Origin of the sequence: Metasolibacillus sp. FSL K6-0083 (genome assembly GCF_038630865.1) — a bacterium.
Classification (GTDB): domain Bacteria; phylum Bacillota; class Bacilli; order Bacillales_A; family Planococcaceae; genus Metasolibacillus; species Metasolibacillus fluoroglycofenilyticus.
This window is the reverse complement of the sequence record NZ_CP152046.1, coordinates 804,909-820,710: the sequence shown is the minus strand read 5'-3', so window position 1 is coordinate 820,710 and position 15,802 is coordinate 804,909. Positions and strand designations below refer to the sequence as shown.

At 37.8% G+C, this 15,802-nt stretch carries 16 protein-coding genes and 1 pseudogene; 12 read left to right on the top strand and 5 right to left on the bottom strand.

What is annotated here, in order from left to right:
• Positions 1-116: 116 nt before the first annotated feature.
• The 6 genes from metE (at position 117) to MHB51_RS03775 (ending at position 6,296) form a co-directional block, all read left to right on the top strand.
• Positions 117-2,408, top strand: coding sequence for a 5-methyltetrahydropteroyltriglutamate--homocysteine S-methyltransferase (gene metE, locus MHB51_RS03800; RefSeq protein WP_342559018.1), 2,292 nt, complete (start codon positions 117-119; stop codon positions 2,406-2,408).
• A gap of 13 nt (positions 2,409-2,421) precedes the next feature.
• Positions 2,422-2,613 (top strand): hypothetical protein, encoded by a 192-nt coding sequence (locus tag MHB51_RS03795; protein WP_066163586.1) that lies wholly within the window; start codon positions 2,422-2,424, stop codon positions 2,611-2,613.
• Positions 2,614-2,986: 373 nt separating this feature from the next.
• Complete coding sequence (locus MHB51_RS03790; RefSeq protein WP_066163584.1) at positions 2,987-3,220, top strand: hypothetical protein; 234 nt, start codon at positions 2,987-2,989, stop codon at positions 3,218-3,220.
• A gap of 3 nt (positions 3,221-3,223) precedes the next feature.
• On the top strand, positions 3,224-3,775 hold the full coding sequence (locus MHB51_RS03785; RefSeq protein ID WP_066163582.1) for a histidine phosphatase family protein: 552 nt from the start codon (positions 3,224-3,226) through the stop codon (positions 3,773-3,775).
• Positions 3,776-3,789: 14 nt separating this feature from the next.
• Positions 3,790-4,251, top strand: a complete 462-nt coding sequence (locus MHB51_RS03780; RefSeq protein WP_066163581.1) for an NUDIX hydrolase — start codon at positions 3,790-3,792, stop codon at positions 4,249-4,251.
• A gap of 620 nt (positions 4,252-4,871) precedes the next feature.
• Positions 4,872-6,296, top strand: a complete 1,425-nt coding sequence (locus MHB51_RS03775) for an AAA family ATPase (RefSeq protein ID WP_066163580.1) — start codon at positions 4,872-4,874, stop codon at positions 6,294-6,296.
• 659 nt (positions 6,297-6,955) lie between these two features.
• On the opposite strand, the gene MHB51_RS03770 is transcribed toward MHB51_RS03775, so the two are convergent.
• On the bottom strand, positions 6,956-7,900 hold the full coding sequence (locus MHB51_RS03770) for a rhodanese-related sulfurtransferase (protein WP_342559017.1): 945 nt from the start codon (positions 7,898-7,900) through the stop codon (positions 6,956-6,958).
• 151 nt (positions 7,901-8,051) lie between these two features.
• On the opposite strand from MHB51_RS03770, the gene MHB51_RS03765 reads away from it, so the two are divergent.
• The 3 genes from MHB51_RS03765 to MHB51_RS03755 all read left to right on the top strand — a co-directional run bounded on the left by MHB51_RS03765 (position 8,052) and on the right by MHB51_RS03755 (position 10,182).
• Positions 8,052-9,194, top strand: a complete 1,143-nt coding sequence (locus MHB51_RS03765; protein ID WP_342559016.1) for a glycerate kinase — start codon at positions 8,052-8,054, stop codon at positions 9,192-9,194.
• A 111-nt stretch (positions 9,195-9,305) separates the two neighbouring features.
• Positions 9,306-9,761, top strand: a complete 456-nt coding sequence (locus MHB51_RS03760) for a Dps family protein (RefSeq protein WP_066163574.1) — start codon at positions 9,306-9,308, stop codon at positions 9,759-9,761.
• 232 nt (positions 9,762-9,993) lie between these two features.
• The gene (locus MHB51_RS03755; RefSeq protein ID WP_107943090.1) at positions 9,994-10,182 is read left to right on the top strand and encodes a hypothetical protein; all 189 of its coding nucleotides are present in this window, start codon (positions 9,994-9,996) and stop codon (positions 10,180-10,182) included.
• Here the strand turns inward: MHB51_RS03755 and MHB51_RS03750 are convergent.
• Both MHB51_RS03750 and MHB51_RS03745 read right to left on the bottom strand, forming a co-directional pair.
• A pseudogene (locus tag MHB51_RS03750) lies at positions 10,177-10,364 on the bottom strand (hypothetical protein); the annotation flags it as partial. The gene MHB51_RS03755 and the pseudogene MHB51_RS03750 sit on opposite strands and share 6 nt — an antisense overlap.
• 247 nt (positions 10,365-10,611) lie before the next feature.
• Positions 10,612-10,953 carry an ATPase gene (locus MHB51_RS03745; RefSeq protein ID WP_066163573.1) on the bottom strand — a complete coding sequence of 114 codons (342 nt, stop codon included), beginning with the start codon at positions 10,951-10,953 and terminating at the stop codon, positions 10,612-10,614.
• A gap of 728 nt (positions 10,954-11,681) precedes the next feature.
• Here MHB51_RS03745 and MHB51_RS03740 point away from each other — a divergent pair.
• A complete protein-coding gene (locus MHB51_RS03740) occupies positions 11,682-12,272 on the top strand; it encodes a biotin transporter BioY (RefSeq protein ID WP_066163571.1) in 591 nt (196 codons plus the stop codon).
• A gap of 15 nt (positions 12,273-12,287) precedes the next feature.
• Positions 12,288-13,286 carry a biotin synthase BioB gene (gene bioB / locus MHB51_RS03735; protein ID WP_342559015.1) on the top strand — a complete coding sequence of 333 codons (999 nt, stop codon included), beginning with the start codon at positions 12,288-12,290 and terminating at the stop codon, positions 13,284-13,286.
• 70 nt (positions 13,287-13,356) lie between these two features.
• Here bioB and MHB51_RS03730 read toward each other — a convergent pair whose 3' ends face one another.
• Together MHB51_RS03730 and MHB51_RS03725 are read right to left on the bottom strand one after the other, a co-directional pair.
• On the bottom strand, positions 13,357-13,542 hold the full coding sequence (locus tag MHB51_RS03730) for a hypothetical protein (RefSeq protein WP_066163568.1): 186 nt from the start codon (positions 13,540-13,542) through the stop codon (positions 13,357-13,359).
• A gap of 205 nt (positions 13,543-13,747) precedes the next feature.
• Entirely contained in the window at positions 13,748-14,566 is an 819-nt protein-coding gene (locus MHB51_RS03725) for a squalene/phytoene synthase family protein (protein ID WP_342559014.1), read from the bottom strand.
• A 164-nt stretch (positions 14,567-14,730) separates the two neighbouring features.
• On the opposite strand from MHB51_RS03725, the gene MHB51_RS03720 reads away from it, so the two are divergent.
• Positions 14,731-15,792, top strand: a complete 1,062-nt coding sequence (locus tag MHB51_RS03720; RefSeq protein ID WP_066164469.1) for a 3'-5' exonuclease — start codon at positions 14,731-14,733, stop codon at positions 15,790-15,792.
• Positions 15,793-15,802 lie beyond the last annotated feature (10 nt).

Sequence of the window (15,802 nt, the reverse complement as noted above, 5' to 3'; positions counted from 1 at the left end):
GCGAATGGAGTACCATTACGTGTTTTTTTGCGATATATAAATTAATTAGCCATTTTCCGATGAGGGAAAATGGTTTTTTGTTGTAAAAAACTAATTTTGAAAGGTTGGTTTGTAAAATGGCATATGTAACAACAACGATTGGCTATCCATATATTGGGGAAAATCGCCAATGGAAAAAGTCTTTAGAAAAGTTTTGGAAACACGAAATAACAGAAGAGGATTTTCTAGCACAGCAAAAGGAAATTCGTTTAAGTCGCATCGAAAAACAATTGCAGCTAGGATTGAATGTAGTATCAGTTGGCGATTTTACCAATTATGACCGCGTGCTGGATATGGCTGTTATGTTTGGACTTGTACCAAAGCGCTTTAATTGGCAAGGTGGGAAAGTTGATTTGCAAACTTATTATGCTATGGCACGTGGTAATAAAGAGGCAGTCGCAAGTGAAATGACGAAATGGTTTAATACGAATTATCACTATATTGTGCCTGAATACGAAGGGCAACCACTACAGTTAACAGAAAATACAGTGCTTAAGCATTTTATAGAAGCAAAGGCTGCATTTGATATTACCGCAAAGCCGACACTTATTGGCCCTTATACATTTATAAAACTAACAAAGGGCTATGACCGCGTATCTCAAGCGTCATTCGTTTTAGCCATTTTACCTTTATATGCACAAATAATAAAGGAGCTAACTGAGGTTGGCGCGGAATGGATACAGCTTGAGGAGCCGGCGCTTGTTACTTCATTAGATAAGGAAGAAATTCAACTTGTGCAGGAAATATATGCACAGCTCTCTACATCTGTGCCAGAAGCGAAATTGATGTTACAAACATATTTTGAATCCTTATCAGCATACGAGCAGCTTACACAGCTCCCAGTTCATGGTATTGGGCTAGATTTCATACATGGCTATACGCATAATATGAATGCACTACGTCAGCATGGTTTCCCAGCAGACAAAGTTTTAGCTATTGGTATCATTAATGGACGGGATATTTGGCGGGCAAATTTAGCGGAAGTATATTCGACGGTGAAGGCAATTGAGCAACTTTCAGGTGCTAAGGAGCTATGGATTCAGCCTTCGTGCCATTTACAGCATACACCTATTACGACGAAGTTTGAAGCAAGGCTCGATTCGACCTTGCGAGATGCGCTTGCTTTTACAGATGAAAAAATAGTTGAAATTGTGGAAGTAACAGCTTATTTGAATGGACAGGACACATCAACTAATAGCGCCATATCAACAAGCATGAAGGCGATAGAAGCGTTGAAAAACCATCCTATTCGCAACAATAAGGGAGTACAACAGGCAGTTCAAATGATTCAGCAAGCAGATTTTGAGCGCAAAACATCCTATAAAGAGCGTGTGGCAATTCAACAGAAGGCGCTACAATTACCGTTATTTCCTACAACGACGATTGGTAGCTTCCCGCAATCAGATGAAGTAAAGCAAAAGCGCAATGCATGGCGCAAAGGTGATGTAACAACTGAAGTATACAATGAATTTTTAAAGCGAGAAACAGCACGCTGGATTGCAATCCAGGAGGAGCTGGATATTGATGTTCTAGTGCATGGTGAGTTTGAGCGGACAGACATGGTAGAATATTTTGGCGAAAAGCTAGCAGGTTTTGCATTTACTGAAAATGCATGGGTAGTATCTTACGGCTCACGCTGTGTAAAGCCACCAATTATTTACGGAGATGTAGCGTGGGAAGCGCCGATGACTGTGAAGGAAACGCTTTATGCACAAAGCTTAACAAAGCGTCGTGTGAAAGGAATGTTAACAGGTCCTGTAACAATTCTGAATTGGTCATTCGTACGTGATGATATAGAGCGTAAAGACGTGACATATCAAATTGCATTAGCATTGCGTCAGGAAATCGAGGCACTTGAGCAAGCAGGTATTTCCATTATTCAGGTAGACGAGCCCGCATTAAGAGAAGGCTTACCGCTTCGTAAAGAGCAGTGGGATGCTTATTTACAATGGGCTGTAGGAGGCTTTAAGCTGGCGACAGCCAGCGTAAAGAATGAAACGCAAATTCATACACATATGTGTTACTGCGAATTCAATGATTTCATTGAGCCAATTAGTGCCTTGGATGCGGATGTAATTTCAATCGAAACATCTAGAAGTCATGGAGAGCTCATTCGCTCACTACAGAATAACCCTTACGACAAAGGCATCGGCTTAGGTGTTTATGATATTCATAGCCCACGCGTGCCAAGTGAGGAAGAAATGCTGACAATTATGGAAGATAGCTTACAAGTATTAGCACGTAACCAATTTTGGGTAAATCCAGATTGCGGCTTAAAAACGCGTAAGGAGCCAGAAACTGTGGCAGCGTTAGCAAATATGGTAGCAGCAGCGAAAACATTGCGTCAGCAAATCGAGCAAGTAATTTAAAGAGGTGCACAAAATGGATAGACAGGTAGTAAAACATTATGAGCAATTATTAAAATCAAATATTATGCAAAATCAGCTAAATGGTGTTTCAAAAACTTTGCATGAACAAGTGGCGCAGTTAATTGCAAATGATAAAGATGATAAGATTGAAATTCAACTAGCCTATAATAATGTAGTACGAGAGATAGTGGGGGAAGAGCATTAACTTCTTTCAGCATTCAAGGGATGTCCCAAAAGCCGTGCATAGCCTGCATTTTGGGACATCCCTGTCCTTTTTTCTTCAAATATCATCGCTATTAGTTCAAAAAGCGGGATGATTTCACCGTATATTTGTGTAATGAACCATTTGTTATTTTCCTTCCCAGTTATCTTGATATTAGCATAGCAATAATAGTAAAGTTAATGGAGGGCTGTTGGAAAAGGCAAATTTGTTTTGGAAGTGCATTGAAAGAGGAATTTCATTCTTTTCTCTTTTACTTTGAGGAACCCTATGTTACTCTCGTTTTCAATCAGTAAGTTTTTGTCAAAAATTCATGGATACCCCATATGAATGAAAGTGAATAATGGAGGAGAAATATATGAACATCCGACAAGAGGATGATTATGTCATAATTAATGGCTTTAAAATTGAAGGAAGAATTTTAGAAGAGCGTTGTCAACAATGTCGCAGTCAAAAAATTCGAGATGACCAGTATGATGCTTATTTTTGTGCAACATGCAATAAATGGCTTGAGGAAAAATGCAATGACTCAGACTGTCACTATTGCTCACAAAGACCAAATAAACCAATCCCAGAGCAGTACAGGAGATAGGCGATGAATACAATTTATTTCGTGCGCCATGCACACTCATACTACACACCAGACGAATACAACAGACCTTTATCAAAAGAAGGCTGGGTGGAGGCGCAGAAATTAGTAAAAGTGTTTGGAGCATTAGAAATTCACGCAATATATGCCAGTAATTATAAACGTGCCATTGAAACAATTCAGCCGATAGCAAGTGAGAAAAACTTAACGATTATTCAAAAAGAAACATTGAATGAACGCATTTTAGCAACGGAAACGATTTCTGATTTTTTAAGTGGCATTGCCAAAGTATGGGCTGAACCGACTTTCTCTTTTGCAGGAGGCGAGTCAAACATAACCGCCCAAAAACGTGTTATTCCAACTATTGCAAAATTGCTGAACTGCCATAAAAATGAAAACATCGTCGTTGGCACACATGGCAATATTTTAACCTTATTATTGAACTATTTCGATAAACAATATGATATAGAGTTTTGGCAGAGCTTAAAAATGCCAGATATTATCGTAGCAAAATTCGCAAATAATAAATTGATTTCAGTAGAACGGTTAATCTATTAACTTAGGGAGATTACATGCAAACGAAAAATCATGGATATACTTTTTTGAAGTTACTACAGCTTCAAGAAAATGAGCTAGTAAGGCTTGAACCATTAGCAGGCTCGTATGCTATTATTCAAATGAAAGGAAAATGGTTAATTTGTTATAATCGTTGGCGCAATCAATGGGAATTACCAGCAGGAAAGCGTGAAGTAAGAGAAACACCAAGGCAATGCGCGATGCGGGAGCTATATGAGGAAACGGGACAAGTGGTCAAAAAGTTACTGTTTGTTGGTGTAGCGCAAAGTCAGAATATAGAAACTGGTAAAAGCAAATACAACCCCATATACTATGGGGAACTGGAGCAATTAATGCCTTTTACAGTAAATGAAGAAATGTCGCATATTCATTTATGGGATATGGTTGGACAGATAGATGTAATAGATGAACTTGATTTTGCTCTATTACAGTGCTTATCTAAATTTTATTTTAAATAAAAAAAACAAGCCACTAAATCTAGTATTTCCCTATTTTCAAAGGCATATATTTTGCCGAAACACCAAACAAAAGCGTCCAAAATGCCGACTACCGCACGGCATTTTGGACGCCCTTTACCCCAACTTCCCAAATAAACCTTTTCGTGCATCTAGTTCAACTTTGTGACTACAATCATCACATGCAAACCTACCATTCATATTTTGCTTGTACAACTGATACTTGCGAGAGCCTTCTACAATTTTAAAATCTTTTTTGCAACAAATGCAATTTGCTACGTAATAAAACAATTTGCTTCTCCTCGCTTTCCGAAAGATTCCATCCAATTATAACATGTAAATTAATGAAATATTGTGACATAAAATGAACTGATTTTAGGAAAAAGCTTATTTATGGCACAATTCCGTCGTCATATTACTGACAAAGTTGTGGCTAACAGGTGAAGAGGTAAAGGAAGGTGCATACAGACCATCACAGCTTTACCGTTACAATCATCGCTGGGTCTTTGGTTCATTATAAAGACCCTAAAATCAAATATATAGGAATAATCATCATAATTCATAGTTAGCCTTCCACTCCATACCATTATTCGATAGACTAATAAATAGGTGGGTGATATTTAATGAAAGCAATTCATTTACAATCATTGCTTGACGCATATAAGGATTTATCCGAATCTGCCTTTCTACAATATACGCAGCAGTTTGATATGGATAAAATGCGGACGAACGAGCTAGATGATTTGAATATGCTTATTACAGAGTTAGCTAGCGCTGGTGCAGCACAGCTACATCAATTTTTTGTTGGCTATCGAATTAAGCAAATTAGCAAGGAATTCGATTTATTACGTATTGGGAAAAACTATATTGTAAATATTGAGTTGAAGAGTGAAAGTACAGAGCATCGCATACTTAAGCAATTAAAGCAAAATGTCTATTACTTAAAGTTTTTAGAAGTTGATATTTTAAGCTTTACATTTGTTTCATCAACGAAAACACTGTATCAGTTAAAAGATGAGAAGCTAATCAAAGTATCGTTTTTACATCTGCTGCAAGTGTTAGAAAATCAGCAAGCCCGAATGCTGACGAATATTGATGATGTATTCGACCCAATTAATTATCTTGTTTCACCATTTGAGCTACCACATGCATTTATTAATGGGGAATATTTTTTAACCTCTCCACAAATGACATTTAAAAGAGAAATACTTGATTTAGTAGAGCAAAATACATCTGTTGTCATTGATGGAGCACCAGGAACAGGCAAAACATTACTGACATATGATTTAGTAAAAACGTGGAAAAAAGCAGGGAAAAGGGTTGTACTCGTGCATGGCAATGTGTTAAATCGCGGACAGCGTATTTTAAATGAGCAATATGGTTGGGATATTCAAACAGTAAGTGTCATGTCTTTAACAAATATTGATATCGTCGTAATAGATGAGGCTCAAAAGCTAAGCTATGAGCAGCTCCAGCATATTCGAGCAAAGCTTATGCAAAGCAATACACCTGCTGTTTTTTCGCTTGATGCAGGGCATTATTTATTTGGAAAAGGGAAACGAATTGACGTGCTTGGCTATATTGAGAAGCATTTTGATACAAAAATTTATGAGCTTAAAATGGTGATGCGTTACAACAAGGAAATGCAATCATTTGTGCAACAGCTTTTTGACCAACGCTTAGTTATAGGTAAACAACATTTTCCGAATATTAGCGTTCATTATTTTTCGACAAAAGATGCCTTTATCCAACATATCGAAGAATGTAAAAGAACGAAATGGCTTGTTGTAGATTGCTATCACTTCGAGCGACCGACGACACGTGATATTTTAGGGCATGAATTTAATCGCGTATGTGTCATTATTGATAATCATTTCACCTATAAGGCAAATGGGCGTTTGTCAGCTGCTAGAAAAAGTGCGGCAATTGACCCATTGCAAGTGCTTTACCATACAATTATTCGTACACGCAAAAAATTGCAATTAGTTGTAGTGGAAAATGTCACAATACTACAAACGATTATCCATTTATTGAAAAATGAGCATTAAAGGTACAAATTTTAGATGTAGTAACAGAGCTTGTCGAGCACTATAAACTAACTGCTGATTATTTAGAAAAGCATTTCACTCGAAATTAGGAGCATTTTTTGGGGGATTTTACTTAATAGAGAGCAAAAAACGTAAAATGCGTTATGGAAGCATTCAATGCGATTGCAAGAAATGCAAAATATGGCGCTAACGATGCCAAATTTAATCAAATAAATTACATATTTTTATGAAACAACATACCATGTTCAATTCACACAAAATATTCGATTGCTTGTAGGGATTTATGGTAGTAATGCCTTTACTTATCACTGCGTCTAAAAGCGAATTGAAAAATATGGTGAAATTACAACGGTTACACTTTGGAACACATCTGCTTTTCAAGGGTGAATACAAAAGTAGCTAGAAAGCTTAAAATCTGGACTAGATAATGGATTATAGAAGCTAAAGTCGGGGCTGTCCAAAAAGCCGTGCATAGCCAGCCTTTTGGACAGTAGCGATGATGTTTCACAAAATGTTGATTCATCGCCTCTTTTAACAATGGGATGAACATGGGCTTTAGCAGTGTTATCCTTCAGTAAAAGGGAAGCGATGAAAACATTGATTACAATGCGGTGGCAAAACAAAATGGACTTTTCACACAACTCCGATTGCTTAAAAAACTAGGCTTGCTCAAGTGCAGCAATTGCTTGTTGCACTTGCTCCTCTGATAAAGCATGTCTAACAATGTAACGATTGCGTTCATGCTTCGTACATTCAATTGTACAGCCACCTAAATGCTTTGCTTCATTTTCTTCAGATGTTAAAATTTGCTTATTACACTCGGGGTTAGCGCAGTTAATATAGCGCTCGCAAGGCGTGCCATCAAAATGGTCTTTTCCTACAACAACATGCTCTACTTGGTTAATTGGCACAGTTAGTCGTTCATCGAATACATACATTTGACCGTCCCAAAGCTGACCTTTTGTTTCAGGGTCTTTGCCATAAGTCGCGATGCCGCCGTGTAATTGCCCTACATCCTCAAAGCCTTCACGCTTTAGCCAGCCCGAGAATTTCTCGCAGCGAATGCCGCCAGTACAATAAGTTAATACGCGCTTCCCATCAAATAATTCGCGATTTTCACGCACCCATTGTGGCGTATCACGGAAATTTTCGACTTCTGGGCGTATGGCACCACGGAAGTGCCCGACATCATATTCATACGTGTTGCGCACATCTAAAACAACCGTATTTTCATCTTGCATTTGCTCTAAAAATTGTGCAGGGGATAGGTATTCACCTGTAATTTCATGCGGATTAATATCATCCTCTAAGCTTAAATTTACTAATTCAGGGCGAGGGCGTACATGCATTTTTTTGAATGCGTGACCTTCTACCTCATCAATTTTAAAGACAATTCCCTTGAATAATGGGTTATTTTTCATTAATTCCATATAGGCATTTGTCGCTTCAACTGTACCGGAAACTGTCCCGTTAATACCTTCTGCCGCAACTAAAATACGACCTTTTAGCTCAAGGTCCTTACACTGTTGTAAATGCTCTTCAGCAAATAGCGCAGGGTCCTCAATCGTTGTGTAAAAATAATACAATAAAACTCTGTAATTCATAATAGATATTCCACCTTATTCGTGTTTGCAGGACACGTTTTTTTGAAACCGTCTATTAGCATAACAAAAATAAACAAAGTACTCCATCGGTAATTAGGCTGAAATTGATGCTATAATAATTCCAAAAGTACATAGGAAGGGAGTGGGACATTTGAAAATTGTCATTAGCCCCGATTCATTTAAAGGAACATTATCCGCATTTGAGGCTGCAAAAAGTATTGAACAAGGAATAAAAAAACTGAAGCCTAATGCCACAACAGTGCTTCTTCCAATTGCAGACGGTGGGGAAGGGACGCTCGCAACGCTAATTCAATGTACAAATGGTCAATTGAAAACGGCACAAGTCTTAGATCCAATAGGCAGGGAAATTAAAGCGAGCTACGGAATTTTAGGGGATGGTAAAACTTGCATCATCGAAATGGCACAGGCTTCTGGCTTAACATTACTTGGCGAGGATGAAAGAAACCCTAAAATTGCTTCAAGCTTTGGTACAGGACAGTTGATTCAAGAGGCATTAGCTCAAGGCTATAGGGAATTTATTATTTGCATTGGTGGGAGTGCAACAAACGATGGTGGTGTAGGGATGTTACGTGCACTAGGCTTGCGTTTACTTGATGTAGCAGGATTGGAGATTGAAACAACAATAGATGGATTACAGCGAATTCATCATTTAGACTTTACAAATTGGGATAAGCGAATTGCGCATGCTTATTTTTCAATTGCCTGTGATGTGGATAATCCGCTTATTGGTGAGAAAGGAGCTACGGCAATTTTCGGCAAACAAAAAGGTGTACCAGCACATGAAATCGAATATTTTGACAAGGCTTTAACAAAATGGGCTGATGTTATAGAGAGAGAAATGGGAATACAATTACATCATTACAAAGGTGCTGGTGCTGCTGGAGGAATGGGCGGTGCATTAATCGCTTTTTTGAATGGTCAGTTTAATCAAGGGGTAGAGCTTGTATTAAAGCACTTGCAGTTTGAGCAAGCAATTGAAAATGCCGATTTGATTATTACTGGTGAAGGACAATCTGACCAACAAACATTACACGGCAAAGCACCGTTTGGTGTACTTACATATGCCAGAAAGCACGATATACCTGTTGCTTTATTGTCAGGCACAATTTCGGAAGATGACAAACAGATATTAACACAACATTTTCACTATTGTGGCACAGTCGTTCATCATTCTATTACGACAGAGATGGCGATGAAAGAGCCTGCAAAATATTTAACAATGGCCTCTTTTGAATTAATTAGGTCCATTTATCCTAATGAAGTATCCAATTAAAAAATTAAAGCTAACATTGTGCAGTCATTTTCTATGAAAAAATAATAAATGATTAAAAAAGTAAAAAGTGGGTAAAGTATAGTGTACTAAAATACAAAGGAGTTTTTATCTATGTCTAAAAATTTAAACACAAAATTAAACGAGCTTGTATCAACGTATTCTGTACTGTATACGAAATTACACAATTATCATTGGTATGTAAGTGGTCCATCTTTCTTTACGCTACATGAAAAATTTGAAGAATTATATAACGAAACAACATTAAACTTAGATGAATTGGCAGAGCGTATTTTGTCAAAAGATGCCAAGCCTGTCGCAACATTGCAAGAACATTTAGCTCAATCTTTAATTGAAGAAGCAGAAGGGAAGGAAACGGCGGAACAAATGGTTGCTACAATTGTCGCCGATTTTAAAACAATTATGCAGGCACTTAATGAAACGATGTCAATTGCAGCAGAGGAAGGCGACGACCGTACAGAGGATATGTTAAACGCAATGTATCAAAGTATTGAGAAACATACGTGGATGTTAAATGCATATTTAGGTGAAAGTGTGAGCGCTAATTAACAATGTAAGGAATGTTTTTATGCTATAAATTATGAATTTTAATATTAAATTACAGCAGCTTAGAAGGCGTTTGTTTTCTAAGTTGCTTTTTTTGCTAGGCTGTTTTCGCAAAGATTGTTGCTTTTTTATAAATTTCAATGATGTGTAGTATATTAGAAATAGATTATATAAAAAAGGAGATTGAAATACCATATTTGATAACATTTCAAAGATAAAGGAAGGAATGATGACAATGACAAAATTATCTTATAGTGGTTTAAAGTATGGAGAAAGTGATGTGGAAATAAAATTATTGGTGGATATACAAAATGATTGGTGTGAGATAATGCATACTAAGGAAGTATCACAAGTAATGAATAAATCAACAGGTAAATATATCACAGTAAATCGAAATACCTTGAAATGTGAGATTATTTCATAATACAAAATAAATAAACTTTATGCGACTGACTAGATTAGTTGCATTTTTTTTTGAACTTCTAAGCGTCCCGACAGTTGTATAACTTTATGTACAGCCTGAAATAGAAGTTGCTTCACACGTTTCTTGTGAGCTGCTTTTTTAATTTGTTCTCAATATTCGAACCAAAATATGTAAGGGAGAAATTAGAAAAATAAGAGAAGGAATTGTCCGAAAAGTCCATTTTGTTTTGCCACCGCAGTGAAATCAATGTTTTCATCGCTTCCCTTTTACTGAAGGAGTACACTGCTAAAGCCCATGTTCATCCCATTGTTAAAAGAGGCGATGAATCAATATTTTGTGAAACATCATCGCTACTGTCCAAAATGCCGGCTATGCACGGCTTTTTGGACAGCCCCTTCCGGGATTAACAGTAAAAATCTGTTTATTCAATTAAAGAATTGGTGTTAATTCTGAGTTTACAAGTCTTTGAGCATCAATGATAACACCTGAAGCTGTTCGCCCATAAACACTATATAATCCACCAGTTTGATTTGGGGCAATTTCAACTTCATATTGGAACGCGCCCCCTACACCTGGAGTTACAAAGGTAGAAGCATTAGCCGCAGCTGCAAAAGGAGTTGTTGACAATAATTGTCTTGAACCGTTAAGTCTATAAACTCGGACTACTCCAGTTAGTAAACCACCAGTGAGATTGAGAACTTTTACACGAACACTAGTCGCATTAGCAGGTAAGTTTCCTGTATTTTCAATTGGGCCAGTAGTTAAAGGCATGTAATTTTCACCTCCCAAAAATAATGATTTATAATCTGCAGATTACATTTCCATAGTATGAAGTAGCTGACATGTTCTCTAGTCGTATTCATCATATTTTTATAAATAAATAATATGTGTGAATTAATTAGTAGATATTTTCCCCAAAAAACATGTAAACATAGGTGAATTTATATATCAAGGCTTAATGCCCTAATAGAAATACCTAGTAAGTAAATGATATGCCAAATTCGCGTTGTTCTCCCTATCTTTGGAAAGCTTTTGTAGTTCGTTGCCGCATTTGAACGTAACAAAGTAGAAATATTGATATTCGCCCCAAGACGTTTTTAATATCAGTTGATTTAACGTCTTTCAGCAATGTTTTTTGTACAGAAAGAATAGCGATAGGTACAGAAGTCTCTCACCACTATAGGTGGCGAAATGAATGCAAGTATAAGACCAATTTCAGCGGATGTCCAAACACTCGCTAATAAAGAGGAACTCACTCTAAGAAGATAACGACTGAGTGACTAATATTGTGATGACCTAAACCTTCAGCGTATGTCATAGGTCGTGATGATTTTAGGTTAACTCCCACCAATTAACTCGAAAAAATCTGGATGAGAATTAATCGAGTCGCAATTAATAAATATAGTTTATAAAAAAACTATTGACTAAAATTTAATCCTTCATTTATATTTATGTTAACCTTATTTTTTAATTGGTTAACGTAAGTGGAGGTGTAATTAATGGAAGTAGTATCAAAAAGAACAGCTTGGCGTACTTTGGATTTACTTTATTGCAGTGCGTTTGCAACATTAATGATGGTTGGAGCGAATATCACTTCTTTTGTGCCGTTTTTAGTTGCGGGTGGGGTACCTATCACATTGCAAACCTTTTTTGGAGTTTTAGCTGGGCTTGTGCTAGGGCGAGTGAAAGGTGCAGTTGCTTGTACAGTTTATATGTGTATTGGACTAGCTGGCGCACCTGTTTTCGCAAAATTTTCTGGGGGGCCTTCAGCACTTGTATCTCCTACATTCGGCTTTATTGTTAGCTTTATCATTTGCGCTTATATTGCGGGCGCAATTGTTGAGCGCTACCAATCGAGAAAGGCTTATGTAGTAAGCGGCTTAATAACGATGACCTTGATTTATATTTTAGGTACGAATTGGATGTATTTTGCCTATCAGCTTTGGGCTGCTGCGCCGGATGGCTTTAGTTATAAAATGGCATGGGCATGGATGGTTCCGCCGATGCCGAAAGATTTTGTTTTAGCAATCTTTGCAGGATTACTTGCCTATCGTTTACAAAAGACATTGCGAATTTTACCAATCAAGTAGGGAGTGGGGAGCAGAATGAGCTGGCAGCAATTAGCGAATGAAGTGATTGAAGGAAAACTTTTAACAAATGAAGAAGCTTTGGCGATTTTGAGTGTGCCAGATGAGGAATTATTGCCTTTGCTACATGGAGCATATACTATTCGCAAGCACTATTACGGTAATAAAGTGAAGCTTAATATGATTATGAATGCCAAAAGTGGCTACTGCCCTGAAAACTGTGGTTATTGCTCGCAATCATCGATATCAAGTGCACCAATTGAGAAATATCCATTTATCACTAAAGAGGAAATTTTAGCAGGAGCGAAGCAGGCATTTGACAATCAAATTGGTACATTTTGCATTGTTGCGAGTGGTCGAGGACCTACGCGCAAGGATGTTCGTATTGTGAGTGAAGCGGTTAGGGAAATTAAAGAAAAGTATGGCTTAAAGGTATGCGCTTGTTTAGGATTACTTAAGGAGGAGCAGGCGGAGCAGTTAAAAGAGGCTGGTGTTGACCGCTATAACCATAACTTGAATACATCTGCAAGACATCATGATTTTATTACGACCTCCCATACGTATCAAGACCGTGTTAATACAGTGGAGATTGCTAAAAAGCATGGACTGTCACCGTGTTCAGGTGCGATTGTGGGCATGAAGGAAACGAAGCAAGATGTTGTAGATATTGCATATGCACTGCATGCACTTGATGCGGATTCGATTCCTGTTAATTTTTTAAATGCGATTGCTGGCACGAAGCTTGAAGGAACAAAGGAATTAAATCCTCGTTACTGCTTAAAAGTGCTCGCGTTATTCCGTTTTATCAATCCGACCAAGGAAATTCGAATTTCTGGCGGGCGAGAGGTTAATTTAGGCGCACTGCAACCGCTAGGACTTTATGCGGCAAATAGTATTTTTGTTGGCGATTATTTAACGACAGCGGGGCAGGAAAAAAATAAAGATTATAAGATGCTAGAAGATTTAGGTTTTGAAATCGAACTGACGGCCAAGCAGCAAGAGCTATGCCATAGTTAAAATCTAATAGGCATCTGTAAAATAAGCTAAAAGGCTATTGGGTGTTCTTTATTTCCCGATAGCCTTAAAATTATGCTTCCTCTATATCATAAACAACAATTTTATGTTTATTTAATAGCATAATGACGGACATTTTTTGATTTGGGTCGAACGCTACTTCAATAAATGTACCGCTATCTTTGCCCTCATAGCCTTCTTCCTTTAATGCAGTGAGCGCTTGTGAAATATTCGTTACATAAATTTTATATGTTTGCATAAAACCCCTCCTCTATTTTTAATCGTAGCATTTTATAAAAAAATTTACAATTTCCCGAAAGCAATTAATAGCAGCAATCAATTATTATATTTATGTAATTTAAAAATAAAAAATAGGAGCAACACTGACTTTAGTGGTGTTGCTCCTTAGTAGGAAAATCTTTCTGTTAATGCAGCGCTAAAATTGAGCAATCTTTTAGCATGAATTAGTCTGCTTGAATTTCTTCGACAGTTTGCTCGACTTCGGCACGCGACATTTTCTCGCGACCATCATGCATTGCTTTTAAAGTTTTATGCGCTAAAGCGAGTGGTAAGCGACAAAACAGCAGGACAGTACGTTTATTAATGCTCTTCATATATTCATCTGCTTTAGCTAAGTTCTCCTCAGCATAAGCAAATAACTCTTGGCGTCCCCAGCCGTCCGGTACGAAGCTTACGCCACGCTCGTTCAAGTCTTCCTGCTCATTGCGTAAAATATTAACAGCCTGTAAGCCTCGACCATAGCCGATTGCTAGCTCTCTGTCTGTTTCAATCCCCTCAAACTCCAGCCACAGATTAGACAGCATTACCCCGACAAGTCCAGCGACGTAATATGTATAATCGTCTAAATCTTCACGCGTTTTCACTTGCCAATTAGCTTTGGCCCATTTCGCCATACCCATCGCCATTTCGCTTGTTGCGGCTGTAACAAGCGGTAACGCTCTCGCTGGGCATGCCTCTAGCCAATCTGCTAGACGCACCGTCACCTCAGGCCATTTATCCTGCTGAGGGGCAAGAAGTGCTGTGTAGGCTTCCGTATCGAAGGGCTTTTTTAAAAGCTCGCCTGTCGCCATCAACAGCTCCTGCTTTGTCGTATTATCAATATTCTCGTGGTCCTCAATTTCATCAATGGCACGCATTGCAAGATAAGCAGTCGCAACAGCCATCTTTAATTCTTTTTGTAAAAATGTTATCGGAATATAAAAAGTGCGGCTCGTTTCCTTTAAAACGCGCATTGCATCTTTTTGAAGCACTTTATTTGTCATACCGACTCCTCCTCAAATATATACACCCTCTATCGTAACGCAAAATGTATGAAAGATAAATTAGTAACTGCTGAAATTGTTATTTTATTTTAGTAGATGGGGTTTTCCTCATTCTCATTCTAAGTTAGAATAGTAGAAGCAATACGACAATGGTAGGTGACTATATGACACGTGATAAAACGTACATATTCATTGATATCGAGGCTGCGCTCATACGGGGGAGACAGTGTATTATTGAAATTGGGGCGGTAAAATGGCTTCCAAACGGTACACAAACGACCTTTACGCAACTAATTCAGCCTTATAAATTTAAAAAATTGAATAATCATATTCAAAAGCTGACAGGCATTACAACAGAAGAATTGCTAGGAGCGCCATCATTTAGAGAGGCGATTCAAAAGTTTAAGCGCTGGTGTGAGGGACACTACGTATTATTTACTTTTGGAGAGTTTGATCGCAAAGTTTTAGAAGAGGAGATGGAGCGCCATCATCTAAGCAGCGATTTTTTATTTCCGATGGTCGATTATCAGCAAAAATATATGATTGCTCATAGTTTACGCGAGCAGCCAAGCCTCCAAAAATTAATGGCAGAGTTAAATTTAAAGGCGAGCATACAGCATCGAGCGTTAGCAGATGCACAGAGCCTTCAGCAAATTTTTGTCGAAACGAATGGGGAAGCATTGATGGAGGGGCAGCAAACAAATGATATGCTTGTGCTTTTTGCCTATTCAAGACAGTTGGAAACAGCCTTTGATATTATGGTGACTTACGTAAATTGCAAAGTACAGCATGACCGTATTGATATCGTCAAACAGACAACCCATCGCGAAAAGTTGCCTTTTTCTATACAGGAAAAAGAGCAAGTAGCAGAGGATGGAGAAGTTTATACGAAGCAATTAATAAAAATGAAGCCTTCTAGCAAGCTTAAAAACACATTGCAAGACATTAGCACGCAATCTGTTGGAAAAGTGATTTTAACATATGCAGGTTTAAAATCGATTTCTAAGTGGATGCGCCTACATCAATGTACGATGCCAAAAACAGAAAACTTGAAATGGCAAAGTCTGTTAAAAGAAGAGGAGCTCGCACTCGAGAAGTTAACGGAAGTTCCATCAATTAAAGCGTATGAAGAAACGATTTGTCAATTACTAAAAAAATATGAATATGTCATTATTGAGGAGTATAGAAAACGTAATCTATTCCCACAAGAGGTAGTAGGCATATAATTTAAAGGGG

Bases quoted from the DNA above. Each gene is read 5' to 3' on its own strand.
- MHB51_RS03780 (WP_066163581.1), top strand. From the start codon at position 3,790: ATGCAAACGAAAAATCATGGATATACTTTTTTGAAGTTACTACAGCTT.
- MHB51_RS03790 (WP_066163584.1), top strand. From the start codon at position 2,987: ATGAACATCCGACAAGAGGATGATTATGTCATAATTAATGGCTTTAAA.
- metE (WP_342559018.1), top strand. From the start codon at position 117: ATGGCATATGTAACAACAACGATTGGCTATCCATATATTGGGGAAAAT.
- MHB51_RS03785 (WP_066163582.1), top strand. From the start codon at position 3,224: ATGAATACAATTTATTTCGTGCGCCATGCACACTCATACTACACACCA.
- MHB51_RS03740 (WP_066163571.1), top strand. From the start codon at position 11,682: ATGGAAGTAGTATCAAAAAGAACAGCTTGGCGTACTTTGGATTTACTT.
- MHB51_RS03755 (WP_107943090.1), top strand. From the start codon at position 9,994: ATGACAAAATTATCTTATAGTGGTTTAAAGTATGGAGAAAGTGATGTG.
- MHB51_RS03730 (WP_066163568.1), bottom strand. From the start codon at position 13,542: ATGCAAACATATAAAATTTATGTAACGAATATTTCACAAGCGCTCACT.
- MHB51_RS03795 (WP_066163586.1), top strand. From the start codon at position 2,422: ATGGATAGACAGGTAGTAAAACATTATGAGCAATTATTAAAATCAAAT.
- MHB51_RS03775 (WP_066163580.1), top strand. From the start codon at position 4,872: ATGAAAGCAATTCATTTACAATCATTGCTTGACGCATATAAGGATTTA.
- MHB51_RS03760 (WP_066163574.1), top strand. From the start codon at position 9,306: ATGTCTAAAAATTTAAACACAAAATTAAACGAGCTTGTATCAACGTAT.
- MHB51_RS03770 (WP_342559017.1), bottom strand. From the start codon at position 7,900: ATGAATTACAGAGTTTTATTGTATTATTTTTACACAACGATTGAGGAC.
- MHB51_RS03720 (WP_066164469.1), top strand. From the start codon at position 14,731: ATGACACGTGATAAAACGTACATATTCATTGATATCGAGGCTGCGCTC.
- bioB (WP_342559015.1), top strand. From the start codon at position 12,288: ATGAGCTGGCAGCAATTAGCGAATGAAGTGATTGAAGGAAAACTTTTA.
- MHB51_RS03725 (WP_342559014.1), bottom strand. From the start codon at position 14,566: ATGACAAATAAAGTGCTTCAAAAAGATGCAATGCGCGTTTTAAAGGAA.
- MHB51_RS03745 (WP_066163573.1), bottom strand. From the start codon at position 10,953: ATGCCTTTAACTACTGGCCCAATTGAAAATACAGGAAACTTACCTGCT.